Annotated in this window: 26 protein-coding genes and 5 tRNA genes; 17 read left to right on the top strand and 14 right to left on the bottom strand. The window is 46.1% G+C overall.

Annotation, left to right across the window (positions count from 1 at the left end):
• Positions 1 to 12: 12 nt before the first annotated feature.
• Positions 13 to 1,302 (bottom strand): hypothetical protein, encoded by a 1,290-nt coding sequence (locus Q8K48_01040; protein MDP1850981.1) that lies wholly within the window; start codon positions 1,300 to 1,302, stop codon positions 13 to 15.
• A gap of 285 nt (positions 1,303 to 1,587) precedes the next feature.
• A complete protein-coding gene (locus Q8K48_01035) occupies positions 1,588 to 3,030 on the bottom strand; it encodes a helix-turn-helix domain-containing protein (GenBank protein ID MDP1850980.1) in 1,443 nt (480 codons plus the stop codon).
• 169 nt (positions 3,031 to 3,199) lie between these two features.
• Here Q8K48_01035 and aceA point away from each other — a divergent pair, with 169 nt between their 5' ends.
• Both aceA and aceB read left to right on the top strand, forming a co-directional pair.
• A complete protein-coding gene (aceA, locus tag Q8K48_01030; protein ID MDP1850979.1) occupies positions 3,200 to 4,489 on the top strand; it encodes an isocitrate lyase in 1,290 nt (429 codons plus the stop codon).
• 29 nt (positions 4,490 to 4,518) lie between these two features.
• Complete coding sequence (gene aceB / locus Q8K48_01025) at positions 4,519 to 6,126, top strand: malate synthase A (protein ID MDP1850978.1); 1,608 nt, start codon at positions 4,519 to 4,521, stop codon at positions 6,124 to 6,126.
• A gap of 114 nt (positions 6,127 to 6,240) precedes the next feature.
• Here the strand turns inward: aceB and Q8K48_01020 are convergent.
• A tRNA-Lys gene (locus Q8K48_01020) sits at positions 6,241 to 6,313 on the bottom strand.
• A 95-nt stretch (positions 6,314 to 6,408) separates the two neighbouring features.
• Between Q8K48_01020 and Q8K48_01015 the strand changes: the two genes are divergently transcribed.
• Positions 6,409 to 7,065, top strand: a complete 657-nt coding sequence (locus Q8K48_01015) for an HNH endonuclease family protein (GenBank protein MDP1850977.1) — start codon at positions 6,409 to 6,411, stop codon at positions 7,063 to 7,065.
• A gap of 5 nt (positions 7,066 to 7,070) precedes the next feature.
• On the opposite strand, the gene Q8K48_01010 is transcribed toward Q8K48_01015, so the two are convergent.
• The 6 genes from Q8K48_01010 to Q8K48_00985 all read right to left on the bottom strand — a co-directional run bounded on the left by Q8K48_01010 (position 7,071) and on the right by Q8K48_00985 (position 9,080).
• Positions 7,071 to 7,559 carry an inorganic diphosphatase gene (locus Q8K48_01010; GenBank protein MDP1850976.1) on the bottom strand — a complete coding sequence of 163 codons (489 nt, stop codon included), beginning with the start codon at positions 7,557 to 7,559 and terminating at the stop codon, positions 7,071 to 7,073.
• 57 nt (positions 7,560 to 7,616) lie between these two features.
• A tRNA-His gene (locus Q8K48_01005) sits at positions 7,617 to 7,692 on the bottom strand.
• 34 nt (positions 7,693 to 7,726) lie between these two features.
• Positions 7,727 to 8,134, bottom strand: a complete 408-nt coding sequence (locus tag Q8K48_01000; GenBank protein MDP1850975.1) for a type II toxin-antitoxin system VapC family toxin — start codon at positions 8,132 to 8,134, stop codon at positions 7,727 to 7,729.
• Positions 8,131 to 8,421, bottom strand: coding sequence for a type II toxin-antitoxin system prevent-host-death family antitoxin (locus tag Q8K48_00995; GenBank protein ID MDP1850974.1), 291 nt, complete (start codon positions 8,419 to 8,421; stop codon positions 8,131 to 8,133). The genes Q8K48_01000 and Q8K48_00995 overlap by 4 nt, the downstream gene beginning before the upstream one ends.
• 32 nt (positions 8,422 to 8,453) lie before the next feature.
• Positions 8,454 to 9,005 (bottom strand): oligoribonuclease, encoded by a 552-nt coding sequence (orn, locus tag Q8K48_00990; protein MDP1850973.1) that lies wholly within the window; start codon positions 9,003 to 9,005, stop codon positions 8,454 to 8,456.
• A 1-nt stretch (position 9,006) separates the two neighbouring features.
• Positions 9,007 to 9,080: transfer RNA gene (locus tag Q8K48_00985), tRNA-Arg, on the bottom strand.
• Between the two features lie 54 nt (positions 9,081 to 9,134).
• On the opposite strand from Q8K48_00985, the gene ettA reads away from it, so the two are divergent.
• The 5 genes from ettA to Q8K48_00960 are packed head-to-tail and all read left to right on the top strand — an operon-like array spanning position 9,135 to position 14,445.
• The gene (gene ettA / locus Q8K48_00980) at positions 9,135 to 10,802 is read left to right on the top strand and encodes an energy-dependent translational throttle protein EttA (protein MDP1850972.1); all 1,668 of its coding nucleotides are present in this window, start codon (positions 9,135 to 9,137) and stop codon (positions 10,800 to 10,802) included.
• Positions 10,803 to 11,177, top strand: a complete 375-nt coding sequence (locus Q8K48_00975) for a thioesterase family protein (protein MDP1850971.1) — start codon at positions 10,803 to 10,805, stop codon at positions 11,175 to 11,177.
• A gap of 2 nt (positions 11,178 to 11,179) precedes the next feature.
• Complete coding sequence (locus Q8K48_00970; protein MDP1850970.1) at positions 11,180 to 12,856, top strand: glycoside hydrolase family 13 protein; 1,677 nt, start codon at positions 11,180 to 11,182, stop codon at positions 12,854 to 12,856.
• Positions 12,856 to 14,067: an MFS transporter gene (locus tag Q8K48_00965; GenBank protein ID MDP1850969.1), complete on the top strand. Its 1,212-nt coding sequence runs from the start codon at positions 12,856 to 12,858 to the stop codon at positions 14,065 to 14,067. Before Q8K48_00970 ends, Q8K48_00965 begins: the two co-directional genes overlap by 1 nt.
• A gap of 3 nt (positions 14,068 to 14,070) precedes the next feature.
• Positions 14,071 to 14,445 carry a globin gene (locus tag Q8K48_00960; protein MDP1850968.1) on the top strand — a complete coding sequence of 125 codons (375 nt, stop codon included), beginning with the start codon at positions 14,071 to 14,073 and terminating at the stop codon, positions 14,443 to 14,445.
• Here Q8K48_00960 and Q8K48_00955 read toward each other — a convergent pair.
• A complete protein-coding gene (locus Q8K48_00955; protein ID MDP1850967.1) occupies positions 14,433 to 14,981 on the bottom strand; it encodes a mechanosensitive ion channel in 549 nt (182 codons plus the stop codon). The genes Q8K48_00960 and Q8K48_00955 overlap by 13 nt on opposite strands.
• A 119-nt stretch (positions 14,982 to 15,100) precedes the next feature.
• Here Q8K48_00955 and Q8K48_00950 point away from each other — a divergent pair, with 119 nt between their 5' ends.
• Both Q8K48_00950 and Q8K48_00945 read left to right on the top strand, forming a co-directional pair.
• Entirely contained in the window at positions 15,101 to 15,616 is a 516-nt protein-coding gene (locus Q8K48_00950; GenBank protein MDP1850966.1) for an HNH endonuclease, read from the top strand.
• Between the two features lie 18 nt (positions 15,617 to 15,634).
• A complete protein-coding gene (locus Q8K48_00945; protein ID MDP1850965.1) occupies positions 15,635 to 15,820 on the top strand; it encodes a hypothetical protein in 186 nt (61 codons plus the stop codon).
• Here Q8K48_00945 and pepN read toward each other — a convergent pair.
• Complete coding sequence (pepN, locus tag Q8K48_00940; GenBank protein ID MDP1850964.1) at positions 15,813 to 18,350, bottom strand: aminopeptidase N; 2,538 nt, start codon at positions 18,348 to 18,350, stop codon at positions 15,813 to 15,815. The two genes, Q8K48_00945 and pepN, sit on opposite strands and share 8 nt — an antisense overlap.
• Positions 18,351 to 18,398: 48 nt before the next feature.
• Between pepN and trmB the strand changes: the two genes are divergently transcribed.
• Positions 18,399 to 19,061 carry a tRNA (guanosine(46)-N7)-methyltransferase TrmB gene (gene trmB, locus Q8K48_00935; protein MDP1850963.1) on the top strand — a complete coding sequence of 221 codons (663 nt, stop codon included), beginning with the start codon at positions 18,399 to 18,401 and terminating at the stop codon, positions 19,059 to 19,061.
• Here trmB and Q8K48_00930 read toward each other — a convergent pair.
• Both Q8K48_00930 and Q8K48_00925 read right to left on the bottom strand, forming a co-directional pair.
• The gene (locus Q8K48_00930) at positions 19,030 to 19,485 is read right to left on the bottom strand and encodes a ribose-5-phosphate isomerase (protein MDP1850962.1); all 456 of its coding nucleotides are present in this window, start codon (positions 19,483 to 19,485) and stop codon (positions 19,030 to 19,032) included. The genes trmB and Q8K48_00930 overlap by 32 nt on opposite strands.
• 104 nt (positions 19,486 to 19,589) lie before the next feature.
• Positions 19,590 to 20,336 (bottom strand): hypothetical protein, encoded by a 747-nt coding sequence (locus tag Q8K48_00925; GenBank protein MDP1850961.1) that lies wholly within the window; start codon positions 20,334 to 20,336, stop codon positions 19,590 to 19,592.
• Positions 20,337 to 20,597: 261 nt separating this feature from the next.
• On the opposite strand from Q8K48_00925, the gene Q8K48_00920 reads away from it, so the two are divergent.
• Complete coding sequence (locus Q8K48_00920; GenBank protein MDP1850960.1) at positions 20,598 to 21,713, top strand: collagen-like protein; 1,116 nt, start codon at positions 20,598 to 20,600, stop codon at positions 21,711 to 21,713.
• A gap of 230 nt (positions 21,714 to 21,943) precedes the next feature.
• Positions 21,944 to 23,239, top strand: coding sequence for a hypothetical protein (locus tag Q8K48_00915; protein ID MDP1850959.1), 1,296 nt, complete (start codon positions 21,944 to 21,946; stop codon positions 23,237 to 23,239).
• A 47-nt stretch (positions 23,240 to 23,286) separates the two neighbouring features.
• Here Q8K48_00915 and Q8K48_00910 read toward each other — a convergent pair.
• A tRNA-Gly gene (locus Q8K48_00910) sits at positions 23,287 to 23,360 on the bottom strand.
• A 75-nt stretch (positions 23,361 to 23,435) separates the two neighbouring features.
• Here Q8K48_00910 and Q8K48_00905 point away from each other — a divergent pair.
• From Q8K48_00905 to Q8K48_00890, 4 genes are all read left to right on the top strand, one after another.
• Positions 23,436 to 23,511: transfer RNA gene (locus tag Q8K48_00905), tRNA-Pro, on the top strand.
• A gap of 38 nt (positions 23,512 to 23,549) precedes the next feature.
• Positions 23,550 to 24,845 (top strand): trigger factor, encoded by a 1,296-nt coding sequence (tig, locus tag Q8K48_00900; protein ID MDP1850958.1) that lies wholly within the window; start codon positions 23,550 to 23,552, stop codon positions 24,843 to 24,845.
• Positions 24,846 to 25,049: 204 nt separating this feature from the next.
• On the top strand, positions 25,050 to 25,619 hold the full coding sequence (locus Q8K48_00895) for an ATP-dependent Clp protease proteolytic subunit (protein MDP1850957.1): 570 nt from the start codon (positions 25,050 to 25,052) through the stop codon (positions 25,617 to 25,619).
• On the top strand, positions 25,619 to 26,245 hold the full coding sequence (locus Q8K48_00890; protein ID MDP1850956.1) for an ATP-dependent Clp protease proteolytic subunit: 627 nt from the start codon (positions 25,619 to 25,621) through the stop codon (positions 26,243 to 26,245). The genes Q8K48_00895 and Q8K48_00890 overlap by 1 nt, the downstream gene beginning before the upstream one ends.
• Positions 26,246 to 26,248 lie beyond the last annotated feature (3 nt).

The raw sequence follows: 26,248 nt of genomic DNA, 5'->3' as shown, positions 1-26,248 counted from the left end.
CTACTAAAACCTCTAAGCGTTGTTCCTAGCACCGCCTGCTGGCTTCGGGTTCTTAGGGATAGATGTTTGGAAACCGGGTTTAGTTGAATCCGCGTCATATCCATTCTTAGCTTCGGCCCTTACTGCCGACCAGTAAGTTGTTGCACCGGTTGGAAGATCTCTTAAGAATAGCTTTTTTACCTTTGATGGCGCATAAGTTTCACCCGCCAAACAAATTGCTAGTGCCGCTTTTGGAATGCCTTTTGAGCGTTTACATAGCAACATAATGTCTTGACGAAACTTCTCATCGACATAAGCACGGGAACTCAATCGTGACTCAATTATTTTTCCGGACACTACTGCATCTTTAAAGGTGGCTCCAAAATATCCGGCGTCATGGTTATCGCAGGCTGGCTTGACGTTAACGAACCACGTGCGATTTCCGCGGTTATATTTGAGTGCATCTTTAATAGAAAGCCGGATTTTCATTTCATTGAGGAGAAAATTCTGGACCCAACCAAGAACAACGCCTTTGTCTTGACTGCCACACCCATTGGTCATCGGTTCAATTGGTACTTCAATGGATCTCCACTGGCAATTATCGAAATCCCCCGTCATATTTCCTGAAGCGTCATAGGCAACAACGCAGACATAAAAAGGACCATTAGCGCCTGCAATGACGGTTGGTTGAAAGCTAGACATGACTGGATCACCGCTAGTCGTGGACCAGAAAGCAGTCTCTTTATTGAGTTTGAGGCCATCTGAGTAAATATCGGTTCGGTAGGAGGCCTTGCCGCTACTGTCATAAATATAAAATAGTGTGTAAATCGCCGAGTTCATTGGGGCAATCAGATTGTTAGGTTGAAAGGTAATTTTCGGTGGTTGGGTATCGCTACTGGGTCCTTGTTTTCTAAGGTTTAGGCAGTCGCTTCCCCATGATGGGCATGCGTTGAGTTCGAAAATACTTTTCAAATCTTTCACTTTGAACTCTGCAGTAGCTGTGCTCGGCTTGCAGTCAGACGAAGCTGTATTGGCCTGAAAAGATCCCAGAAAGGAAAGACCATCTCCAGCTAAAGATCCAGAGCCATTCCCAAGAATCTTTATCATTAACTCGCCGATTTTTTGATCGCAACCGCTGTATTGAAAAGCACTCGAGACAATTCCCTCATAAAATCCATTAGATCCAGAGATTGTGATAGCGCCATTCGTTGCAGTATTCCAAGTTCCGACGATAAATGAATCGTTGTCGGCCGCCTGTGATGATGATGTAAAAGGCAACAATGTACTTGCGAAAACCCCAATAAGTGCGAGAAGACGTTTCATGTTGACTCCAACCAGAATTCTAGCCCAGATGAGCCAACTTTGACACAGCTAATTTGTGCTGAAAGGGGAGTATTAAACATTAAAGTTTCCTGCTTGATTGAACTTCGCATTATCCTTTTGGTATGAGAAAGTAGGGAAATCTTTATGGAAGAACTGTTCTCGCTCTTGCATTAGTGCTTCTCCCAATAACTGCCTTTGCCGTTCAAAGGACTAAAGCTAGAGTCAGTTACAAGATCTATAAGCAAAAGATTACCTACCAAAGTAAGCGATACACCGATCCAGGCACTAAGAATCTTTCTGTCCCTCTAGAAATTCCAGAATTTCTCGATGTTCGATTCCAAGGAATCCGTTTTGGGGCACTGCGGCAAGGAGACTCGAATTCAATCGAGGAGTTGGCCTGATCATTCCGCCCCATTTTTCTTCCAGTTCTGCTGGTGCATGTCTGCAACACGTAGGATCAGGACAGCTCGACTTGTAGCGGGTATTCGAAGCTCTTCCTCTAAAATATTTTGCAGTCTCAAATTTTGTTCCAACGCTGACCGAAAATTCTCCTTGGGCGCTATTTTGAATTCTCGAGGTGCACCAGTAAGTACCAGCTGGTTTGTCGGTGTATTGGTGATAGGGCGTAAATCGATCTTCAATGGTGAAGACTTTACGGGCACTCCAATTGCGACAGGCTATTTGGCCCTCAACTGAACCGAAGACATCGGAGGGAAAAGCCACATTGTCATTCTCATATGCCTTCGAGATAGCGCCACTTTCGTGAACTTTGATAAAGTGTACTGGCAGGTCAAGATGCTCTGTTGCCAAATTTGTGAATCTATGTGCAGCGGTTTCGTAACTAACACCAAAGTAGTCACGCAAATCTTCCACGGATAATTCTCGTTTGGTTTTAGCGCTCTGAAGAAAATCGACGGCATTTGATTCTGGCATCAATAGCGCTCCGGCTAAATAGTTAGTTTGAACTCGTTGTAACAAATAGTCACCATAATCAACTGGTGCAGAATGCTTAAGCAGATGTCCGGCTAGAGCCTGTAATAAAATTGTTCGTGCATCGCGACCTTCCCGGCGCATTGGTAGATATATCCGACGGTTCTTCTCATCAGTAATTACTCTTGTAGATGCCGGCAAATCTTGTACGTAGTGCAACGTAAAACCCAATTTGTTAGCAAGTTCAGCTGTAAGGCGTTCTGAGAGCGGCCCCGAACTATGATCTATTTTCGCTAGAAGGTTGCGTGCTTCATTTTCTAGTGCAGGGAAGTAATTATTAATCTTGCGCATTTCTTTTCGCAGTTCTAAATTTGCCCGACGTGCATCTTCAGGCGTTGCCGATCTCTGCTGATGCAATCTTTCAACTTCGCGTTGTAAACCAAGAATAATATCGAGAATGCTATTACTCACTGTTTTTCCAATGTAGGCATCTGGTAAACCAAGCGATGCATAGAGGCCGCTCCGTTGCGCACGTTCAATCTCAAGTTCATTTGCCGAACGCTCACTCAATTTCTCAGCACTTAACAGTTGGTTCAAAGTTACGCCAAGTGCGTGTGCAATTTTCTGCAACTGTAGAATTGGCGGAGTTCTCTTCCCATTCTCTATTGCTGAAACTTGAGATGGTGCACGTTGAATGGCGCGTGCGAGGACTTCAAGATTCATTCCTTGTTTAGTGCGCAATTCTCGAATTCTGCGTCCAACAATTAGCGGATCAAATTCGTCTTCTAAAATGCTCATGAGTAATGCTCTCACTTGCAGCAGAGTTACGAAAGTTCTGGAAAACAGAAAATATCAATTATTTCTATTGAAATACTCATGTGCTCCGCGATTCGATGCCTAATACTCAACTAATTAGAGCAAAGGGCGGAAAACCCTTGCTTTTTCACAATCAAAGAGGGAGAAGTTTATGAAAAGCCACATCGGAAGTAACACCCAGAGCGCAGAAGAATTGCGAAATGAGTGGGAGAGCAACTCACGTTGGGCGGGTATCAAGCGTGATTACACAGCTGACGATGTGGTGCGTTTAAGAGGCTCAATAACCGAAGAGTCGACCTTGGCGCGACGTGGAGCAGAAAACCTATGGGAATTGCTGTTAACCGAGGAGTGGGTGCCGGCACTTGGCGCACTTACCGGCAATCAGGCGGTTCAGCAGGTGAAGGCTGGTTTAAAGGCGATCTATTTATCAGGGTGGCAGGTTGCTGGAGATGCCAATCTCTCAGGGCAAACTTATCCAGACCAGAGCCTTTATCCCGCAAACTCTGTCCCGGCAGTTGTTCGTCGCATAAACAATGCGTTAATGCGTGCAGATCAAGTCGAACGCGTTGAAGGCAAGGCAAGCATTGACTGGCTTGCTCCAATTGTTGCCGATGCGGAAGCTGGCTTTGGTGGCCCCTTGAACGCATACGAACTGATGAAGTCAATGATTCAAGCAGGTGCAGCTGCAGTGCACTGGGAAGATCAACTTGCTTCAGAAAAGAAGTGTGGCCACTTAGGCGGAAAAGTTTTGATTCCAACACAACAGCACATCAGAACCTTAAATGCCGCCAGACTTGCCGCCGATGTTGCTGGTGTCCCAACACTAATTATTGCCCGCACTGATGCTTTGGCTGCTGACTTAATAACTTCTGATATTGATTCTCGAGACGCCCAGTATGCAACTGGAGAACGCACCAGTGAAGGTTTCTACAGAGTGAATCCAGGGCTTCATGCTGTAATCACTCGTGGCTTAGCTTTTGCTGAGTATGCAGATTTGATTTGGGTTGAAACCGGCGAGCCAGACTTGGAGCTAGCTAGAGAGTTTGCGAAAGCGATACATGAAAAGTTTCCAGGAAAATTACTTGCGTACAACTGCTCACCATCATTTAATTGGAAACGACATCTCAATGATGCCCAAATTGCAACTTTCCAGGAAGATTTAGCGGCACTTGGTTACAAATTCCAATTCATAACTCTTGCTGGTTTCCATTCGCTTAACCATTCAATGTTTAGTCTTGCAAAAGGATATAAAGCTCGTGGAATGAGCGCTTATGTTGAGTTACAGGAAGCCGAATTTGCTAGCGAAGCCGATGGGTACACGGCAACCAAACATCAACGTGAAGTTGGGACAGGTTACTTTGATGCAATTTCGAGCGCACTTAATGCACTCAGCGCCACCTTGGCTTTAGCTGGGTCTACTGAAAACGAACAGTTTCACTAACTAATTAACTCAACCCTAAGGAGAATTAAATGTCACACATAGCAATTATGGGCAAGATGTATCCCAGGTTCAACGAAATATTAACTTCCGATGCAATGGCATTTCTTACTGAACTGCATGAACTTTTCTCAGGCACTCGAAGTGATCTACTCGCACACAGATTGGTAAACCGTAAACACCTTTCAAATGGACATAGACCAACATTCTTGAAATCAACGAGCCAAATCCGTGAAGATGAAAGTTGGTTTGTTGCAGGGCCAGGTCCTGGACTTGAAGATCGTAGAGTTGAGATAACCGGTCCGACTGACCCAAAGATGACGTGTAATGCTATGAATTCAGGTGCCAAAGTTTGGTTAGCCGATTTGGAGGATGCGACAAGTCCGACTTGGCAAAACATTATTGGAGGACAGATCTCTCTTTTTGATGCAATCCGCAGACAGCTCTCATTTGATTCAGGTGAAAAGGTTTACTCAATTACCGCTGAAAATGCGCCAACGATCGTTATGCGTCCTCGCGGATGGCACATGGTGGAAAAGCATTTGCTATTTGTAGATCAAGAAGATTGTGCACGGCCGGCTGTTGCCAGCTTAGTCGACTTCGGTCTCTACTTTTTTCATAATGCAAAGGAGCTAATTGAACGTGGTGCAGGGCCATATTTCTATCTAGCTAAAATCGAGTCACACACAGAGGCGCAACTTTGGAACTCTATTTTCACTTATGCCGAAGAGCGACTAGAAATTCCATTTGGAACCATCCGAGCGACCGTACTCATAGAAACTATTCCAGCTGCCTTTGAAATGGAAGAAATTCTTTGGGAACTTCGCGACCATTGCGCTGGTTTAAATGCAGGTCGTTGGGACTATATATTTTCAATTATCAAAAACTTTGCAGGATCTGGAAGACAGTTTTTAACTCCAGATCGCGCTCAGATAACAATGACCGTTCCATTCATGCGCGCTTACACCGAGTTATTAGTGGCAACTTGTCATAAGAGGAAGGCCCATGCAATAGGCGGAATGAGTGCATTTATCCCTAATCGCAGGGATAAAGAGGTTACAGATCGGGCACTGGAGGCGGTTAAAAATGATAAGGCGCGTGAAGCTGCAGACGGCTTTGATGGTACATGGGTGGCACATCCAGATTTAATTCCAATTGCACAGGCAGAATTTGATGCAGTTTTGGGCAATAGACCGAATCAAGTGGATCGCCTTCGAGATGATGTTCATGTTACACCAGACCAACTGCTTGATATTCAATCGATTGGTGGTGATGTAACCGATTTGGGACTTCGTACGAATGTTTCTGTGGGAATTCGTTACATCGAATCCTGGCTACGTGGCACTGGTGCAGCTGCAATCGATAATTTAATGGAAGATGTCGCTACGGCTGAAATTAGCCGATCGCAGATTTGGCAGTGGATTCGATATGAGGTCGTGACACGCGAAGGAACTCACATCACCCATAGCTTGGTCGAGCAACTTATTTTTGACATACTTAATGAAATTGAGCGTGATGATAATGATCGTTTTGAGGATGCGGTAACGATCTTTCGCCAGACTTGTTTGGATGAAGAGCATTTTCCAACCTTCTTAACTCTTTCTGCTTATTCACAATTGTTAGTGAAGTCAGATAGATAATGGAAGTGCTGGGGCGATGCGTCTTAGCCCGTTTCCTTTTTACATGCCTATTCACAGGCACCAACTCATTGACTTACGGTGAGTTGTTTTTTCGGAACCACTTACCTCTGTAAGTGGGTTGTGAGGGACTCGAACCCCCGACCCAGGCATTAAGAGTGCCTTGCTCTACCAACTGAGCTAACAACCCGAAGCATTCAGGTGCCGGAAACACTTGAATGCAGAGGGAAACCTATCAGCAACGAAGGCCTTGCCGCATACAGGCGACACCGCCAAAATTGAGATATGAGTCAATGGGAAATAAGGGTTGCCCTATGCCTCTCACTTTTTTTATCGGCTCTTACACAGGGCGCGGAAGCGGCCCAGCCAACGGCCGTTGATGTGGTCGAGATGTTGGCAGTTAAAGGTCGAGCTCCAAAGACGGGATATGCCCGCGATCAATTTGGAACCGCCTGGAAAGATGTCGATCACAATGGCTGTGATACACGCAACGATATTCTCAATCGAGACTTGATCACAATTATCTACAAGGTGAGTTCTCAGGACTGTGTCGTCATGTCAGGAGTTCTTGTAGATCCATATTCGGGCGAAACTATTAGTTTTCTCCGCGGAGTGACGACGAGCTCTGATGTACAAATTGATCATGTGGTGGCTATCTCAAATGCTTGGCAGACCGGAGCCTTTAAATTAACCATTGAAAAGCGCACAGCTTTAGCTAATGACCCACTAAATTTATTAGCCGTCAAGGGAAGATTAAATTCACAAAAAGGTGCTGGCGATGCAGCTACGTGGTTACCACCGAAAAAGAGTTATCGATGTTCTTACGTTGCACGGCAAGTCGCCGTAAAATATAAATATGGTTTGTGGCTAACCGCACCAGAAAAAACCGCAATTTTGAAACTACTTCAACCATGCCCTGGGCAATTAATCCCTGCCGGCTAATTGAATTAGTGCGCAGAATCTTTTATTCGTTTGCGAGAGCGTTCAATCTCGGCTCGGGCTTCAGCTGCATCGACCCAGTTGCCACCAGTTACGCTTTTGCCAGGTTCTAGAGCTTTGTACACCTCAAAGAAGTGTTGGATTTCTGAGAGCTCGAAAGCAGGAACATCTTTTAGATCTTGGATGGACTCTTTTCGAATGTCACCTGCTGCAACACAGAGCAGTTTGTCATCTCCGCCAGCTTCATCGGTCATATTAAACATTCCAACGGCACGGCATGAGACAACACATCCAGGAAAGGTTGGCTCATCTAACATCACCAGAGCATCCAGAGGATCGCCATCGAGAGAGAGTGTGTTTTTAACAAAGCCGTAGTCATAGGGATATCGCGTTGCTGTAAATAACATGCGATCTAAGCGGATCTCTCCGGTCACATGATCGACTTCGTATTTGTTACGGCTGCCAGCTGGAATTTCAATAATGACATCAAAGATCATTAGCGCCGGCTTCCTGTTAGAAGGAACTATTTAAAGAAAGTCTCTTTAAATTAAACTTGGGGTGAACGACGGGGCTCGAACCCGCGACATCCCGGACCACAACCGGGTGCTCTACCAGCTGAGCTACGTCCACCATGAGTGGCAAAGTCTACCTTCTCTACCGGCGCTTAAGACCAGGGGGTCTTAAGTCCAAGGGATTTTGCAGCCTTGCGCTGAGCGGTGTCATAGGTCAGGAAATCGATTCTCTTGCCACCAACACTTATTGCCGAGGCCAGATGTATGGCATCTAAGGTCGCCAGATTAGTGCCCTGGGAAATCTCAACTGCTAAGTAAGAGGTCTGCTCATCAAATTCGATGATATGAAAGGCGGCGATATCGTTCTGGAAAAGCTTTGTGGCCATGGCGAATTCGTGAGTGCTCAGACGCTTCCGTAAGTTGATGAGGGTTTCGGTCACGCCGATTTGGGAAATATAAGTATCCTGATATTGCGCAATGATTTCTTCACATTGCTGGGAAAACTCTTCTTCAAGATATCTTTTTAACATTGCGCTTGTGTCTAAATATAAAGATGTCAAAATCTGCGCTCGCGGCGAGATTCCATCAATATTTCTGTTGATGTAGGGCCAGCTTTACGCGGGACTATTCTTTTAATTTTATTCAAAGAGGTGCGAGTAGCGGGCCTTACTCTGCCCTCAGCAATTGCACGTTCTAGAAATTCGGATCGTTTAATCTCCTCGACCTTAATCGGTGAGAGTAGGCAGAGCGGTTGGCCATGGTTAGTAATAGTTATCTGTTCGCCCTGGTTTGCGCGTTGTAGAATTTCAGATAGACGATCCTTGAACTCCCTGATGCCGATTTCCATGAGGGTACAATATCAGATAATTGTGGCTACATTTAAGGGGCGATAAAAACTGCACTTCGGTAGTAAGCAAGCTCGGCGATTGAATCTTGAATATCTCCAAGTGCGCGGTGATTGCCAGTTTTAGCTGGAGATGCGAAGTAGGCCTTGGGATACCAGCGGCGTGCCAACTCTTTTATCGACGAGACGTCGATGGTTCGATAGTGAAGAAAATCGTTAAGGGCCGGCATATCGCGAGCGATGAAACTTCGATCCACGCCGACTGAGTTTCCAGCAAGTGGAGATTTGCCCGGGGTTAAGCCGCACTCAAGTAAATATGCTATTACTTTCAGTTCGGCCTCGACGAGTGAAAGGCCGTTGGGTATTTCTGTGATTAATCCTGAGTTCGTGTGCATCGCGGTGACGAAATCGTTCATCCCGGCCAACTCATCAGTGCTCGCCCGAATCACGACGTCGACGCCATCGCCAATTACATTGAGCTCGGAGTCGGTCACCAGGACCGCGATTTCAACTAAGACATCCTTTTCGAGGGAGAGCCCAGTCATTTCGCAGTCGATCCAGATTAAATTGGGCTGTTCATTGGCCATGCGCGCCTGGCAGGAATCGAACCTGCGACAACCCGCTTAGAAGGCGGGTGCTCTATCCGACTGAGCTACAGGCGCCTGTAGGGTCGAGGATGCGCAGTCTACCGACACATAACGGTAAGGTTTCATCTCATGGCTGAGTTCATTTATACGATGAAAAAGGCGCGAAAAGCGCATGGTGACAAAGTAATTCTCGATGATGTCACGATTATGTTTTATCCCGGCGCCAAAATCGGTGTAGTCGGACCCAATGGCGCTGGAAAGTCAACGGTTCTTCAAATCATGGCCGGTCTTCAGCAGCCATCTAACGGTGAGGCCTACTTAACTCCTGGATACACCGTTGGAATCCTGCTGCAGGAGCCAGTTCTCAACGAAAGCAAAAATGTTATTGAGAATGTTAAAGAGGGCGTCGCCGAAACCGTTGCGATGCTCGATCGCTTCAATGCGATAAGTGATGAATTAGGTAATCCGGACGCGGACTATGACAAGTTATTGGCTGAAATGGGCGATCTGCAAGAAAAACTTGATCACCGAAATGCCTGGGAACTGGATTCACAGTTAGAACAGGCGATGGATGCGCTGCGCTGTCCACCACCGGATGCCGATGTTTCAGTCTTGTCTGGAGGAGAAAAACGGCGCGTTGCATTATGTAAATTACTTTTACAGGCCCCCGATTTATTACTACTTGATGAACCAACCAACCACTTAGATGCCGAATCTGTTTTGTGGCTTGAACAACATCTCAATAAATATCATGGCGCAGTCGTTGCGATTACTCACGATAGGTATTTCTTGGACAATGTGGCGCAGTGGATTCTAGAGCTCGATCGTGGACGTGCCTATCCATATGAAGGCAACTACACAACCTATTTAGAAACTAAATCTGCTCGATTAAAGGTTGAAGGGCAAAAAGATGCCAAGCGCGCAAAGCGATTAACTGAAGAGCTCGAGTGGGTCAGGCAAAATGCTAAGGGACGTCAAGTTAAATCTAAGGCCCGTCTGGCACGGTACGAGGAAATGGCGGCCGAGGCCGACAAGATGCGCAAACTGGACTTTGAAGAGATTCAGATTCCACCTGGTCCACGACTTGGAAATGTTGTCATTGAAGTCGATCACTTAACCAAGGGCTTTGGCGATCGCGTTCTCATCGATGATCTCTCATTTACGTTGCCCCGCAATGGAATCGTGGGAGTGATTGGTCCAAACGGTGCCGGTAAAACAACTCTCTTTAAAACGATTATGGGGATGGAAACCCCGGATTCTGGAACAGTAAAGATCGGCGAGACCGTCAAAATTTCATATGTGGATCAATCCCGTGGCGGTATCGACCCCAAAAAGACGCTGTGGGAAGTCGTCTCAGACGGCCTTGATTTCATAAAAGTGGGAATGGTTGAAATGCCATCTAGGGCTTACGTATCGTGTTTTGGATTTAAAGGTCCAGATCAGCAAAAACCAGCAGGAATTCTGTCCGGTGGAGAGCGAAATCGCCTGAACTTAGCGCTCACATTAAAGCAAGGTGGAAATCTGCTCTTGCTCGATGAGCCGACAAATGATTTAGATGTTGAGACTTTAGGCTCACTTGAAAATGCACTCCTAGAGTTTCCTGGCTGCGCCGTTGTAATTTCTCACGATCGATGGTTTCTTGACCGCGTAGCGACCCATATTTTGGCTTACGAAGGTGATTCGAAGTGGTTCTGGTTTGAAGGTAACTTCGAATCGTATGAAGAAAATAAAATTCAACGCTTAGGTGCCGACGCTGCACGTCCGCACCGCGTTACATATAGAAAGCTGACTCGATAAATGAAGTTTATTAATAAACAATATGTTCGTTGGGATGATTTAGATGCGATTGGTCATGTCAATCATGCAAAGTATCTTACTTTTGCACAGGAAGCTCGCTTTGCAATGCTCGGCTTTTTTAACATGGTTGTGGCCCGAGCTGAGGCCGATTACAAGGCACCAATTGCCGAAGGCAATACATTTATTGATGTAACCATGTGGGTAGAATCGATAGGTACATCATCATTCGTGTTGGTCTACGAAATATCAAAAGACGGAACTCTTTATGCTCGGATTAAAACTGTACAAGTTACAGTAACCGAGGATACGAAAAACTCTCGCCCACTTTCCGATGTCCAAAGAGAAGTTCTTAAAAAGTATATAGAGACGGAGTAATAATGTCGCAGCTTGCCTCACGTGCGCAGCGCCCTTGGTGGAGAGATGCGGTTACGTATCAGATTTACATCCGTTCCTTTGCAGATTCAAATGGAGATGGGATTGGAGACGTTGAAGGCATCCGCTCGCGCCTGCCGTATTTAAAAAAACTCGGGGTTGATGCAATCTGGATTACGCCGTGGTATCCATCCCCACAGCACGATCACGGTTATGACGTCGCCGACTACATGGATATCGAACCTGATTACGGAACATTGGCCGAAGCTGAAACTCTCATTAAAGAGGCCCATGAATTTGGCATTAAATTAATCGTTGACATTGTTCCAAACCATACTTCCAGCGATCACGCCTGGTTTCAAGCTGCATTAAAGGCTGCCCCAGGTTCAGTTGAGCGCAATCGATTTATTTTTAGAGATGGCAAAGGCGTCAACGGTGACGTGCCCCCCAATAACTGGGAGGCTGTTTTTGGTGGTCCGGCTTGGCAGCGCGTGACGGAGGCCGATGGAAAGTTAGGTCAGTGGTATTTACATTTATTTGCCGTCGAACAGCCCGATTTAAACTGGGAAAATCCAGAAGTTGTAGCTCACCTTGAAGATGTTTTGAAGTTTTGGCTAGATCGAGGCGTCGATGGATTTCGAATCGATGTCGCACATGGAATGTTTAAAGAGGCAGGTTTGCCAGATATCAAGAAAGATCCAGCCGCTGAAATGCTTGGCACCGAACATAAACCGTTCTGGGACCAAGAAGGCGTGCACGATATATACCGTTCATGGCGAAAGATTTTTGATTCATACCCTGGAGATCGCATGGCAGTTGCTGAAGCTTGGGTCAGTCCGGCATCGCGTATTGCTCGCTACGTAAGGAGTGATGAGTTACAGAACTCTTTTAACTTTGAAATGCTCACGACTCTCTGGAAGCCAGCTGAAATTAAGGAGAAAATTAATCACTCAATTAATGCCCTTGCAGAAGTAGGTGCACCGACTTCGTGGGTATTTAATAATCATGATGTCGTGCGATCAGTTGATCGTTTAGATTTGGGGTTAACAAATCACGGTGATACAACGCTTTCGCGCCAAGGAGATCCTGCGAAGTTCAATATTGAACGCGGAACTTTGCGCGCCCGTAGTGCTGCGCTAATGATGTTAGCGCTGCCAGGGGGTGCATATATGTATCAAGGCGAAGAGTTGGCGCTGCCAGAAGTCCGCGATATTCCAGAATCGCGTCTTACGGATCCACGCTGGAAAATGAGTGGGCATTTAGATCGTGGCCGCGATGGGTGCCGCGTTCCGTTGCCTTGGTCTAGTAACCCGGTTGGGGCATTTGGGTTTTCAAACAAAGATTCATTGACACCAGATCAAGCTTGGTTGCCACAATCATCGTGGTGGGGAGGATTTTCTGTTGATTCCCAAGAGGGGGTAGAGGGCTCGACATTGTCTATGTATCGCGAGGCGCTCGCGATTCGAAAGGCCGAAGAGGGTTTAGGTGATGGAGAAATGGAGTGGATACAAGCGGGTGCAGATGTCGTAGCTTTTGAGCGCCCTGGAGATTTCGCGTGTTACATCAATTTCGGTGCTGATTTTGAACTTCCATCGAACTCGCAGATTTTAGTTGCAAGCGGCAAAGTACTTGCTCACACTTTGCCAACCGATACTGCTGTGTGGGTGAGATTAATTAACTAATGCCAAATACTCAGCTCCAGTACCGAGTGGTTCGCACACTTGCTACTGCGCAAGTTCTCACTGGAATTGCGACTGCCGGTACCGTTGCCGCTGGTTCGCTTCTAGTTTCATCAATTACCGATTCAGAGACCTTGGCTGGGTTAGCACAGACAAGCTCTGTATTAGGTGCAGCAGCGTTGGCACTTCCATTAGCTCGATTGACATCGCGCGGTGGGCGACGTTTAGCGCTATCGGTCGGATATTTATCAGGTGTGATTGGTTCGATTTTTGCAATTATTGGTGGAGCTCATCGCAGTTTATTATTCATGTTACTTGGCACATTTTTAGTTGGTGCAGCACATGCAGCCGGCTACCAAGCTCGCTTTGCTGCCATTGATTTAGCTACAAATGAGACAAGCGCTAAGCAACTCTCATTTGTTGTATGGGGTTTAACAATTGGCGCGGTAGCAGGTCCGAATTTAATGGATCCTTCGGGCAACATCGCCGAACACTTTAATTTACCTCGTTTAGTGGGTCCATATTTACTATCAGCAACAACGTTGTTTTTTGCCACCATTGTGATTCAAATTTTCTTGCGACCCGATCCTTACTTAACCGCAGAAAAACAGGCCAATGTTGTTCATCACAAAGGTTCAACCAAGGCGGCACTTTCGCACATTCGCTCTAATCCAAAAGCTCTCTATTCGATTTCGGCAATTGCAATTGGTCATTTAGCTATGGTGTCAGTCATGGTCATGACACCTATACACATGAAACATGTCGACGTTTCTCTACGTATTATCGGTTTTGTAATTAGCGTGCATGTTCTCGGAATGTATGCATTTTCGCCAATTGTCGGGTCTCTCAGCGATCGCTTAGGACGAATACGTGTTATCCAAATTGGTTTAGTAATTCTCTTAGCTTCAACAATCATCGCTGGAACCGCTGCGGCCGATAATGCGGTTCAAATTGGCATTGGGCTATTTTTACTAGGTCTTGGTTGGTCTTGCACATTAATCGCAGGATCTGCGCTTCTATCCGAGTCAGTTTCAATTGAAATGCGCCCTGCATCGCAAGGGGCCAGCGATTTAGTAATGAACTTATCTGGCGCGGGTGGGGGCGCACTTGCTGGAATCATCATCGGAACTCTGAGTTATGGCTGGCTGTGCTTCTTCGCTGCGATCCCTGTAATTGTATTGGCCGTTAATTCTAGAAAGATGTCGAGAGTTTAATCAATGAGTAGTTTTTATGAACAAGTTGGTGGAGAAGGGTTCTTTTCTGATTTAGTCTCACAGTTTTACGCACGAGTTGCAACTGATCCTATTTTACGTCCAATGTATCCAGATTCAGACTTGAAAGCCGCGGCGCAACGTTTGCAATTATTTCTCGAACAGTATTGGGGCGGACCAACGACGTATCAAGAAAATCGTGGACACCCACGTCTACGTATGCGTCATGCGGGTTTTCATATAAATGCAGCTGCGCGCGATGCTTGGTTGAATGCAATGCAACAAGTAATCGATGGCATTGAAATGGATGCTGCTTTGCGAGCTCAATTGTGGGGTTATTTAGTGATGGCGGCGAATTCGATGGTTAATCAACCAGATTGAGATTGATTTCCAACTTTTAATATTTCTCCATTGCGTAGATACCAAAGTGTTCCTTCTTTATCTCGAACTGTTGTAACACGAAGACCAACTTTTTCTACTACTCCTTGGACATCCAATACATGAACATTATCGCCGACACCATACTGATCTTCAACTAACATAAAGATCCCAGATAATGTATCGCGCACTAATGTTTGTGCCCCAAGGCCGATTGCAACACCTAAAATTCCAGCTGATGCGATAAGTGGTCCCAAATTAAAACCAAATTCACCAAGTACCATTCCGATGGCTACTATCCATAAAACTGTTTTCAACGTCGCGGCCAAAACTCCACCAATTGTGCGAGCGCGCTCTTTTTGTCGTGCGACAATATTTCGAGGTCCCAAGACTAATTCGGCTGTTGACAGGCGTTTCATGGCACGGTGGATTGCTCGGCCACCAAAACTCTGGACCACGATGGCTGTAATAAGGATGATGAAGATTCGAAGGGGGGTGCCGCTGACCCATTCGAAGAAGTTTTGCGCTGAATCGCTCATAGGCATATGACTGTAGCCAAATATTTACCTAAATTCAGCAATGAAATACCCGTGCCGAGGCGTGTTGTAGTGCAAGATAAACCAATCGGCGCAGGCCATGCGCCAGATCGGGAGCGATTATGTCGCGCACACTAGTTCTAAATGCCACCTATGAACCGCTAGGTGTCATTACTGAACGCCGCGCCCTGATTCTTGTCCTGAATCACCGTGCCACGATGATTGAAGACTCCGGCAATGTAGTGCATTTTTCAGGTGGCCAACTGGAGCTACCATCTGTAATTCGCCTAAATAAATTTGTTCGTATCCCATATCGACATGCGGTGCCATTATCGCGCCGTGCAGTCTTTGCCCGAGATGGTGGTAGATGTGTTTACTGCACCGCACCGGCAACTTCTATCGACCATGTAATTCCCCGAAGTCGTGGTGGTGCTCACATTTGGGAGAACGTAGTTTCAGCATGTCATAAGTGCAATCATTTAAAGGCCGACAAACATCTGAAAGAGATTGGCTGGAGGCTTCGCCAAATACCACGAGAGCCCGTAGGGGCGGCATGGAGAATCCTTGGAACTGGTCGAAGCGATGATCGTTGGTTGCAGTATTTGCAGCCATTTGGCGTGGCTGCGGCAACTGCTTAAGTAAAATACACTCACCCCATGCAATTTTTAATGAGCACTGTCGAAGATGGCACCGTCGCTGGCCCAGGTCTGAGCGCAATAGAAACCGCCATCACTTTTTTTGTAATCCCAGTAGCGATGTTTTTTCTTATCGCTGGTCTTTCATGGGTTGCATCTCGACCACGAACATCCAAGACGCACTCATCGATTACAACAATTAATTAACAGAGCCCTGAACTTTTAAGGCACGCACTAATCCATCTCGCGCATCCACAACTAACTTGCGCAACACGGCCGGAGCCTCTTTTCCAGTTGAATCGAGCCATGTATCTGTATTATCAATAGTTGTTTGAGAGAGTACCCAGGTTGGATAAAGTCCAGAGACAATTTTTGCCGCGCCCTCGTATGATTTTGATTCCCAGACGGAGATGATTGAATCGAAGTAGCGATCAACATAGTTAGCCAACAAATCACGCTGAATCGGGCGCTGGAAACCGGCAATTAATGCCGTTCGAACTGAGTTCATAATCTCCTCATTTACAATTTTATTCCAGGCATAATCCTTTGCCTCAACAGTTGGAGCGGCCGATACCGCAGTTTCATAGAAACAGTTACCGCTCGTGGTGTTGTCTTGTGCTAATTCGGCATCTAGTTCGGCTTTAGTAAAGGCCGACCTTTCAGATAAAGCGATAATAAAGAACCAGCGAAGATCAGCATCTACAACAAGTCCTGGCGCTGAGCCATTGAGTAGTGCCCGAACCGATTCAATATCGCTTGAAGTGACTGCGTTTTGAGCAAATGCACGGGCAAATAAAAGTTGTAGATCGCTGCCAGGAACTGCGTTCTTTGTGAGTTTGTCCAATCCCTTTGCAATTTTTATACGCATCTCATTGCGCTGATCATCTGTGCAGTATGACTCGACCGATGTATACATCTGAGTCAATGTAATATTTACAACTGCATCATCATTTTCGCCAGGTAGTCCAGCAAAAGCGATATCCAAGAAATCACTCGTCGCAATTTCCCCATCACGATGCATGTCCCAGACCGCTGCCCAACATAGTGCGCGCGTCAAAGGTTCAGTGATCTTTCCAAGATGGGTTTTAAGGGTGGCTAAAGAGCGCGAATCAAAGCGTAGTTTTGCATAAGAAAGATCACGATCGTTTATGAGCAAGAGATCAGCAATCTTTTCTCCTGCGAAATCTGGAACAACCGTCAAATGACCAGCAACATCGAGTTCAATCGATCTGCGTAAATTCAAAGATTCATTGTCTATGTCATAAAGGGCAATTGCCAAGCGATGTGGGCGCAGTTCTGTGGAACCTGCTGGTATAGCAGGAGGAACCTGCTTAATTGCAACGGAGGCATATGTATCGCCATCAAATTTCAGTTCCGGGCTTAGCGTATTTATACCTGCCGTATGTAACCAAGTCGCTGCCCATGCATCCAATGATCTTCCACTTGTTGCTTCTAACTCATCGAAGAGATCTTTCAAGGTTGTGTTTGCCCATGCATGCTTAGCAAAGTATTTCTGCAGTCCTGAAATAAAGTTTTCACGTCCGACATGGAAAACCAACTGCTGCAAAACCGATGCACCTTTGGCGTACGTGATTCCATCAAAGTTAGAGTTTACAGCCTCGATATCGACCATATCGGTAATGATTGGGTGGGTGGAAGGTAGTTGATCTTGGCGATATGCCCAGTTCTTTCGTTCGCTATTGAAGCTGGCCCAGCCACCTTTAAAGCGCGTGCCTTCGGCCAAAGCAGAGTATGACATGAATTCGGCAAAGGATTCATTGAGCCATAAATCATCCCACCATGACATTGTGACGAGATCGCCAAACCACATGTGTGCCATTTCGTGCAAAATCACATTGGCGCGATACATATATGTTTTTTCGGGCACACGCGAGCGAAAAACTAGTAGAGCCTCAGCAAAAGTAACTGCTCCTGCGTTTTCCATTGCACCGGCATTGAAGTCAACGACAGCAATCTGATCATATTTGTCAAAAGGATAAGCAAGCCCAAATGTTTTTTCAAAGTATTCAAAACCTTGCTTAGTGAGCAGGAAAATATCCTCTGGATCCAAATACTGAGCCATTGATTTACGGCAGTAGATTCCAAGAGGAACCTCTTTTTGACCTTTATATACATCGTGGACATGTGAGTAAGGACCTGCAATGAGTGCGGCAAGATATGTTGGAATTCGCGGAGTCGTTGCAAATTTCCACAACTTCTTATCACCGATAACTTCTGTGGATTCAACTGGGTGATTTGAAATCGCTTCCCAATGCCCAGGTGTTGTAACGGTTAAGGCAAATGTGGCTTTCAATGAAGGCTGATCAAAGCAGGCAAACATGCGTCGGATATCGGCAGTCTCGCCCTGTGAGTAAAGATAAATCTCACCATCAGCTGGATCAACCGAACGCTGCAAACCTTCGCCGGATTTAGAGTAGATACCTTCGATTTCAATAACTAAGTGATTTTCGGTTTGCAAATTCTGCAAAAAAATTGATTCACCATCGAAGTCAGTTGTATCGACGATATTCCCATTCAGGCTGGCAGAAATTACACGTTGACCACAGGCATCGATAAAAGTGGAGTAACCAGGAGTATTGCATGAGAATCTGACGTCGGATTTTGAGTAGAAAGTATCTGCACCGGTAGTAACATCAAGAGTTACGTTATAACTTTCAACCCGCAAATACGATGCGCGCTCTGCCGCCTCGGTCCGAGAGATATTGACTCCTGGCATTTTTAGCTCCTTTTGTAGGTATCAAGCCAACCATGACACTCTTGCCCCATGGAACGCCCTTCAATTCGCAGTTACAGTATTCGAGGTACTCGAATTACAGAGGCTCAAAGGGCTGCAAAAAGTTTACTGCAAGAGATTCACGGAATACCAGTCGAGAATAAAATTTTGGATCTGCAAGCGATATTTCCAGAGGCTCAAAAAATTATCATGGAGATTGGCTTTGGAATGGGCGAAGCTACGGCAATCATGGCTGCAAATTCTCCACAAGACGCTTATTTAGCCGTAGACCTTCATCCTCCAGGAATTGGCAAACTCTTGACTCGAATTCAGGAGCAAGCGATCACTAATATAAAAGTCATTGAAGATGACGTACATATAATTCTGCCTTACATGATCGGCGATGAAAGCCTTGATGGCGTGCATCTCTATTTCCCAGATCCATGGCCAAAATCCAAACACCACAAGCGTCGAATAGTTACACCAGCTTTTCTGGAGCTCGTTTCATCTAAGCTAAAAATAGGCGGATACTTTCATTTAGCAACCGATTGGGTACCTTATGCCGAGTCGATGCAGATTGTTTTTAGTTCATCATCTCGATTTAGCGGGGGAGTAATCGATAAACCTGAGTGGCGCCCCGTAACTCGCTTTGAAGGACAAGGGATTGACAAAAATCACCGAGTTACAGACTTGATGTATCTTCGTACTTTGTAATTTTATTTATGCGTCGAATATGTCGTTCATCATTAGAAAATGGTGTCTCAATAAAAGCATCGATAATCCCTTTACATTCCGCTACTGAATGCATTCTCCCACCGATTCCAACCACATTTGCATTGTTATGCTCTTTAGCAAGCTGAGCAGTTTCAATACTCCATGCAAGGGCTGCGCGAACGCCTTTAACTTTATTAGCAGCTATTTGCTCACCGTTGCCTGAGCCACCTAAGACGATTCCGAGTGAACCTGAATCTGCCACCGTTGCAATCGCAGCTGGAATACAAAAATCGGGATAATCATCAACTGCATCAAATTCAAAAGGGCCATGATCTGTAACGCTATGACCTTTTGATTCAAGATATTCAACGAGCGCAGCTTTAAGTTCAAGTCCGGCATGGTCGCTGCCGATATGAATCCTCATACCTGCATCCTGCCATTAACCCGCACAAGAAAAAGAAAACCCGCCACGTGATTGAACACGTGGCGGGTTTTCACCCTTAGGAGGAGGTTACATTTTTCAGAGCTTTAAGGCCTCATTCCCATACCGCGACCGCCATTCATGTCACCATGTCCGCGACCGCCATCCATATCTCCATGTCCAAAACCGCCCATGCCAGTTCCGCCCATGCCAGTTCCGCCCATGCCAGTTCCGCCCATGCCAGTTCCGCCCATGCCAGAACCCATTGCGCCTCGAACTGAATCGATTGCAACGGTGATGCGGGCAGTAAGACCTGTCTTAAGATTTGTTGCTTGCGCTGCAGTCATTTTACCTGCAGTAACAGCGGCATCAATTGCTTTGGTCGCCTCTGCAACTAGTGCAGTAATCAACGCAGATTTCTTTGCACCTGCAATTGCGCCGAGTGTTTCACCGGCAGCAAGGCGTGACTTGATTGTCGCTGCATCAATGCCAATAGTTGTGGCGATTAGCGCCTCATGCGCTTCTCGACGTGCACTATTAACTGCAGAATTTGCATTACGATTCGCATCATGAGCAACTCGAGCAGCAGTTACTGCTGCAGTGATCGCATCTGACTGTGCTTGAGTAATTGTTCCCTTAGTTACAAGCCCTGCGAGAATGCTCTTAAATTCACTCTCTCGATTACCCATCATCTGTCCTGCCATTGGGTTAGCAAATGCATTAACCGTGGTCTTAGTAATAGTTGTACGAACTGAAGTTGACTTAGCTTGAGATGCAGTTGCAATCCCAACCGAGCCAATTGAAAGTGCGGCTGTTGTTAAAACAACTGCCGCAATCTTCTTGTTTGATGACATTTTAATGTCTACCTTTCTTCTATTGGAACCGCCAGTGACCCCTCGTCATCGACTACCCCTAATTAACTCCTTGATGCTGAAGATGTTAGTAATTCATGCTTAAAACTCTATGTGAATAATTCCTTGACGCGGGCTGTATCAATGGGGGACACCCGTCGCATACGCGGAATTTCTCGCTGGGAAACCCTTATTTCTGGGGAATGTCGCGAAGGTCACACTGAAAGACAGTTCATTCCCAGTATAGAGAAATGGAATTTCCCCATGAGCACTCGTAGTAAAACTATTGCAATTTCACTTGCGATCACTCTCTTCACAATGCAAGGTGCAGAATCTGCTGCTAAAACATCCGTCACTGTTAAAAAAGCTGGGCGCGCTACTTCACAAACACTCAACACAATCCTTAGCGGAAGTGGAATTCCTACAAAATCAATCGGGATAGATGGCGATCTCTATATCGATATAAAGAATGCAAATCTATACGGACCAAAAACAAAAGGTGCATGGAAAGTTGCAACATCTCTCAAAACTTCTGAATCTAAAAATAGAGTGGCACCAATTACAGGTTTAGCCGGAGCAACCGGAGCAGTAGGTGCAGTTGGTGCAAGGGGAGCAACTGGAGATCGTGGCTTAAGTGGAGCAACTGGAGATCGTGGCTCAACGGGCTCAACCGGTGCGACAGGTGCAACAGGAAATCCAGGAGCAAAAGGCGATACAGGACTAACCGGCGCTGCAGGACTAATTGGATCGGCTGGAACTACTGGTGCACAAGGTGCAAGTGGTGTAGCCGGAGGTAAGGGTGATGCTGGATTAAATGGAACGCCAGGTGCGACCGGTGCAAATGGAGTTGCCGGTCTTGCAGGTTCAAATGGCGTCTCTGGCATAGCAGGTGCAAATGGAACACCTGGTGCAAATGGTGCAGCAGGCGTCAAAGGAGATACAGGATTGACCGGTTCTGCAGGAATTTCAACTGCCAAATTCACTTCTATCGCGTTTACAGGAAATTTGGCGGGAATCGCTGGAAGTACTAAAGCCTCTGACTCTTTCGGAACTTTTGCAGCTGGAAAGAGTTACATTGTTCGATTGTTGATAAATACCTATGATGCCAATTCATCGGTATTCACTTATGGATTGGGCATGTCGCTATCTTCTTCCGGAGACAATCCGGTAATTAGTAGTTCGTATTCAGTGGCATACGGAAGCATCTACTCCGGTGGCAATAGATCGACAGTCTCGATAATCGCAGATGTGGTTTTAAATGGTGCATCGACTACGAGTTCATATTCACTTATTGTGACCTTAACTTCAGGTGCAAATGGAGCTGCAAGTATTGCCGCGAGCGGAATAAGTACTCAAATTCTTGTAGGGACAATCGGCTAGTGGTGCTGCTTCGATGGCTAATTAGCTTTAAGAAAAGTACTCATTAAAAAAATAGCTAGCCCAGAGCACCCTGAGCTAGCTATTTCTTAGTAGTTACTAGTCCTTTTTAACTCCTGACTTTCCTCCGATTTGCTGTCAGGGGATTTATTTTCTACTGATTTAACTTCAGATTCACTGCATTCAATTCCCCATGGGTTGAATAAATGTCATTCCACTGCTTCACTCATCATGTGAAATACCTCCGCGCATCGACTTCCACATTGGTTTTCATTCTATCTGTCGGATTCTTGATTGCCATAGCGCCGTCGGTTCAAGCCAAATCACTAGTCGGCTCGTCTTGCGCCAAAGTGAATCAGCAACGAGGCGATGGACCTGGCAGAACTGTGATCTGTAAGAAAGTTGGAGCTAAGAAGATTTGGCAGTTATTGGTGAAATCTAAGCCAACGCCACAGCACAGTAGCAGAACGCCGTTAAATACACCTTCACCATCTAAATCCCCTGATTCACAAACTAATACTCCTGCACCCATTAGTTCTCCGGAAAACTCATGTACTAAAACCCCTGAGTTTACTTATAACTTTATTGATCCAAAATATGTTCGCGTTGTCACTCCAATTGGAGAACAGACGGGATCCGGCGGAGTAATTGCAGTTCGATCATATGTGCACCCTGCGACAGAATTTGCAGGACAAGAGCTTCCCATCTTTGCGCCAATCGATATGACTCTAACTTCGGCAAGTTATTACAAACCTCCGGGTTCATCTGATACATATAAGCCGGAGTACTCGTTATATTTTGAAGCGAGTTGCGGAATCTCAGTAAAGTTTTTTCATATAAAGGGTGTCGTTGGAAAAGTCGCAGGTGTGGTTCCTTCTGAACCATCCAATAGCAGTGCCGGACAAGCTGTTAAAGCGACGCCAGTAAAAGCGGGCGAGCAGTTAGGTTGGTATAAACTCGGCGAAACAAGTGTTGCATTTGACTTCTGGGTTGATAATGCTGCTGTTACTAATAAATTTATTGTCCAATCACACTTCTCAAACAGCAACGCACTTCATAGCGTTTGTCCTTATGAGTTTTATTCTTCGGATAAAAAATCTATTTGGTTAGCAAAATTAGGCGCACCCGGCTCTAATCCAATTCCAGGCACAGGCTGCGGGAGTATTTCGCAAGGAGTTCCCGGCACTACCGACGGCATGTGGTTTATAAGCGAGAGCACTGAAAATGATCGTTTGGTATATGACGGTGCCTATCAATCTCAAATTATGTTCTCGCTTGATGCAAGTGGAATTGTTCGGATAGGCGGACTCAATGCATCTGGTGCACCTACCCAAATGATGGTCTCTTCAAATGCGAGCACATGGAAAAAGCCCTCAGACATCACTATTGGGGCAACTCATTGTTGGTCGAGTTCCCAACAATCGGTACGGGTAAATCTCATCAGCGAAAAAACTATGTCTGTCCTGGTGGGGACTGGAACATGCGATGGCCTGGGTGATCAGTCCTTAGGAAGAAAGTATTACCGCTAATGTGGAAGGCGGTTAGTTAAGAAAATGGACTCACCGCTTGAAAACTATGGAGCGGGTGACCGGGATCGAACCGGCATGGCCAGCTTGGAAGGCTGGGGCTCTACCATTGAGCTACACCCGCAGGGTGAGTAGAGGCTAAAGATACTGGGTCGGTAAGTGATGAGTGAAATCTCGTCTAGACTCCTGCATTGCGCCTCGGGGCGTAGCGTAGTGGCTAGCGCGCCTGCTTTGGGAGCAGGAGACCGGGAGTTCGAATCTCCCCGCCCCGACCAGTTCTTTTTACTTTTTAATAACTTATTTAGGAGTATCCGTGAAAAGCATCGTTGAGACACTTTCTCCAACTCGAGTACGTCTTGATATTGAGATTGAATTTAGCGAGATGAGCTCACATGTAGCAGATGCTTATAAGAAGATTGCCACACAGGTAAATATTCCGGGCTTTCGTAAAGGAAAAGTGCCAGCAGCGATGATCGACCAGCGCGTTGGTCGAGGAACAGTTTTGGATGAGGCGCTCAATGCCGCACTTCCAGATTTCTACGGCAAAGCGGCGCAGGAGCATTCAGTAGCAGTTATTGGTCGCCCAGTTGTCGATGTTAAAGAGTTTGTCGATAATGAAAAACTTGCATTTAGCGTTGAAGTTGATGTTCGCCCTGAAGTTACATTGCCGGATTTTTCAACAATCACCATTGAAGTCGATGACGTTGTCGTATCCGATGCAGATGTTGACGAGCAGATTGAATCACTGCGCACACGTTTTGGAACATTAACGACGGTAGAGCGTGCAATTGTTAAAGGCGACTTCGCAACCCTGGATATGGATGCATCAATTAATGGTGAATCTGTCGAGGGCGGACAGGCGAACGATATTTCATACGAAGTCGGTTCAGATCGCATGATTGAAGGCTTGGATGAGATTTTGATTGGAATGTCTGCGGGAGAGGTTAAGAAATTCGAATCTCAACTTGTTGGCCAAGCCGAAGGCGAAAAAGGAGAAGTTGAAGCGAGAGTCAAAGCGGTTAAAGAGCGCGAACTTCCACCGGTAGATGATGCATTTGCCAAACTTGCATCCGAATTCGATACCTTGGCCGAACTCAAGAGCGATTTTGTTGAGCGTCTTGGTCGGGTAAAGAAGATGGAACAAGGAGCTCAAGCCCGTGATCGCTTAGTTGAAAAACTTTTGGCCGACCTAGATATTCCCGTTCCAGATAATTTGGTTGAGCTTGAAGTTACCCAACACCTTGAAGGTGAAGGTCGTTTGGAGGATGCCGAACATCGCGCAGAGGTCGATGGCCAGGTCCGTTCATCACTTAAGTCGGATTTCTTACTCGATGCGATTGTGGCGACCGAAGATGTTCAAGTTACTGAAATCGAACTAACTGAGTATTTAGTCCGTACGTCACAGCGATATGGAATGGCTCCGCAGCAGTTTGCAGAAGAGTTGCAAAAAGCCGGGCAAATTTCACAGTTAGTCGCCGAGGTAACTCGTGCCAAAGCTTTGGCCTCAGTTTTGGGCCGAATCACCGTAAAAGATGCATCGGGCAATGTGATCGATCTTGAGGCACTTCGCCCAAAGACCGAACTCGCTGATGTGGTGGACGAGGCTTAATTCTCGAATTGCTTCTAACAGATGGGCTTTAGCCCTAAGCGAACATAAGGCGTATCACGCTCCTTTTTCATCAATGTGGGAAGCATTTAGTGCGCAACATTGTTAGCCTCACTACAGGTATTAAACATGCAACCGGAAGGAAGACCCGTGGATTTTCTTAGCCCACAAGTTGGACAGATACAAGCTCGCTCGTCAAACATCGGCATGATTGGCTTAGATGATCAGGTCTATAACCGCCTGCTTCGCGAGCGCATTATTTTCCTAGCCGGTGAAGTTCGAGATGATATGGCCAATGCAATTTGCGCGCAGATTCTGCTTCTAGCTGCCGAAGATTCAAATAAAGATATTTATTTGTACGTCAACTCACCTGGTGGATCGGTTACTGCCGGTATGGCCATTTACGACACAATGCAATACGTTACAAACGATATTGCAACAGTTGGAATGGGAATCGCAGCATCGATGGGTCAGTTCCTGCTTACTGCTGGTGCACCTGGAAAGCGATTTGCAACAGCTAATGCTCGCATCTTGATGCACCAACCACTTGGCGGCATCGGTGGAACGGCTACAGATATTCGAATTCAAGCCGAGCAGATGGCGATTACCAAGCGAACAATGGCTGAAATTAATGCAAAGCACACAGGCCAAACTCTCGAAAAGATTCTTATCGATTCTGATCGTGACAACTGGTTTAACGCCGAAGATGCGAAGGCATACGGCTTCATCGATCACATTGCAACATCTGATGGTCAAGTATTCGGAGGAAAAGCGTAATGAAAAATATTCAGGAAATCAGCGCACGTTACGTACTTCCAACAATTGAAGAGAAGACCGCTTATGGATTCAAGCGTCTTGATCCATACACAAAACTATTCGAAGAGCGCATTATTTTTATGGGCCAACCAATTGATGACACAGTTGCCAACGATGTAATGGCGCAGTTGTTAACTCTAGAATCCATGGATCCAGATCGCGACATCATGATTTATATCAACTCACCCGGTGGATCTTTTACCGCCTTGACTGCAATTTATGACACGATGCAGTTTGTTCGCCCTGATATCAGCACTATCTGCCTTGGACAGGCGGCATCGGCGGCGGCAGTAATCCTTGCAGGAGGTGCAAAGGGAAAGCGTTATGCACTCGAGCACTCACGTATCTTGATTCACCAACCTTCATCTGAGGGTGGTGGACAGGCATCTGATGTTGAGATTCAGGCTAAAGAGATTGCACGAATCGCGCGTTTACAGGAAGAGCTTCTCGCGCGCCACGTTGTTAAATCTGCAGCTGAGATTGAAAAAGATATTGAGCGCGACAAGATTTTAACTGCCGTCGAGGCAGTGGAATACGGAATTATTGATCAAGTATTGGCATCTCGTAAGGCTAAGCCTGTCCAGTAATCT

It is taken from the genome of Candidatus Planktophila sp. (assembly GCA_030681675.1).
GTDB lineage: Bacteria > Actinomycetota > Actinomycetes > Nanopelagicales > Nanopelagicaceae > Planktophila.
The sequence above is the reverse complement of the archived record's forward strand: the minus strand, read 5'-3'. Positions and strand labels throughout refer to the sequence as shown.

Coding starts and splice junctions, on each gene's coding strand:
- pepN (MDP1850964.1), bottom strand. CDS start 18,350: ATGCCAGGAGTCAATATCTCTCGGACCGAGGCGGCAGAGCGCGCATCG.
- Q8K48_00955 (MDP1850967.1), bottom strand. CDS start 14,981: ATGAGCGATTCAGCGCAAAACTTCTTCGAATGGGTCAGCGGCACCCCC.
- aceB (MDP1850978.1), top strand. CDS start 4,519: ATGTCACACATAGCAATTATGGGCAAGATGTATCCCAGGTTCAACGAA.
- Q8K48_01035 (MDP1850980.1), bottom strand. CDS start 3,030: ATGAGCATTTTAGAAGACGAATTTGATCCGCTAATTGTTGGACGCAGA.
- Q8K48_00925 (MDP1850961.1), bottom strand. CDS start 20,336: ATGTCATCAAACAAGAAGATTGCGGCAGTTGTTTTAACAACAGCCGCA.
- Q8K48_00960 (MDP1850968.1), top strand. CDS start 14,071: ATGAGTAGTTTTTATGAACAAGTTGGTGGAGAAGGGTTCTTTTCTGAT.
- aceA (MDP1850979.1), top strand. CDS start 3,200: ATGAAAAGCCACATCGGAAGTAACACCCAGAGCGCAGAAGAATTGCGA.
- Q8K48_00975 (MDP1850971.1), top strand. CDS start 10,803: ATGAAGTTTATTAATAAACAATATGTTCGTTGGGATGATTTAGATGCG.
- Q8K48_00930 (MDP1850962.1), bottom strand. CDS start 19,485: ATGAGGATTCATATCGGCAGCGACCATGCCGGACTTGAACTTAAAGCT.
- ettA (MDP1850972.1), top strand. CDS start 9,135: ATGGCTGAGTTCATTTATACGATGAAAAAGGCGCGAAAAGCGCATGGT.
- Q8K48_00895 (MDP1850957.1), top strand. CDS start 25,050: ATGATTGGCTTAGATGATCAGGTCTATAACCGCCTGCTTCGCGAGCGC.
- Q8K48_01010 (MDP1850976.1), bottom strand. CDS start 7,559: ATGATCTTTGATGTCATTATTGAAATTCCAGCTGGCAGCCGTAACAAA.
- trmB (MDP1850963.1), top strand. CDS start 18,399: ATGGAACGCCCTTCAATTCGCAGTTACAGTATTCGAGGTACTCGAATT.
- Q8K48_00965 (MDP1850969.1), top strand. CDS start 12,856: ATGCCAAATACTCAGCTCCAGTACCGAGTGGTTCGCACACTTGCTACT.
- Q8K48_00890 (MDP1850956.1), top strand. CDS start 25,619: ATGAAAAATATTCAGGAAATCAGCGCACGTTACGTACTTCCAACAATT.
- Q8K48_00970 (MDP1850970.1), top strand. CDS start 11,180: ATGTCGCAGCTTGCCTCACGTGCGCAGCGCCCTTGGTGGAGAGATGCG.
- Q8K48_01015 (MDP1850977.1), top strand. CDS start 6,409: ATGAGTCAATGGGAAATAAGGGTTGCCCTATGCCTCTCACTTTTTTTA.
- orn (MDP1850973.1), bottom strand. CDS start 9,005: ATGGCCAATGAACAGCCCAATTTAATCTGGATCGACTGCGAAATGACT.
- Q8K48_00995 (MDP1850974.1), bottom strand. CDS start 8,421: ATGGAAATCGGCATCAGGGAGTTCAAGGATCGTCTATCTGAAATTCTA.
- Q8K48_00950 (MDP1850966.1), top strand. CDS start 15,101: ATGTCGCGCACACTAGTTCTAAATGCCACCTATGAACCGCTAGGTGTC.
- Q8K48_00920 (MDP1850960.1), top strand. CDS start 20,598: ATGAGCACTCGTAGTAAAACTATTGCAATTTCACTTGCGATCACTCTC.
- Q8K48_00945 (MDP1850965.1), top strand. CDS start 15,635: ATGCAATTTTTAATGAGCACTGTCGAAGATGGCACCGTCGCTGGCCCA.
- Q8K48_01040 (MDP1850981.1), bottom strand. CDS start 1,302: ATGAAACGTCTTCTCGCACTTATTGGGGTTTTCGCAAGTACATTGTTG.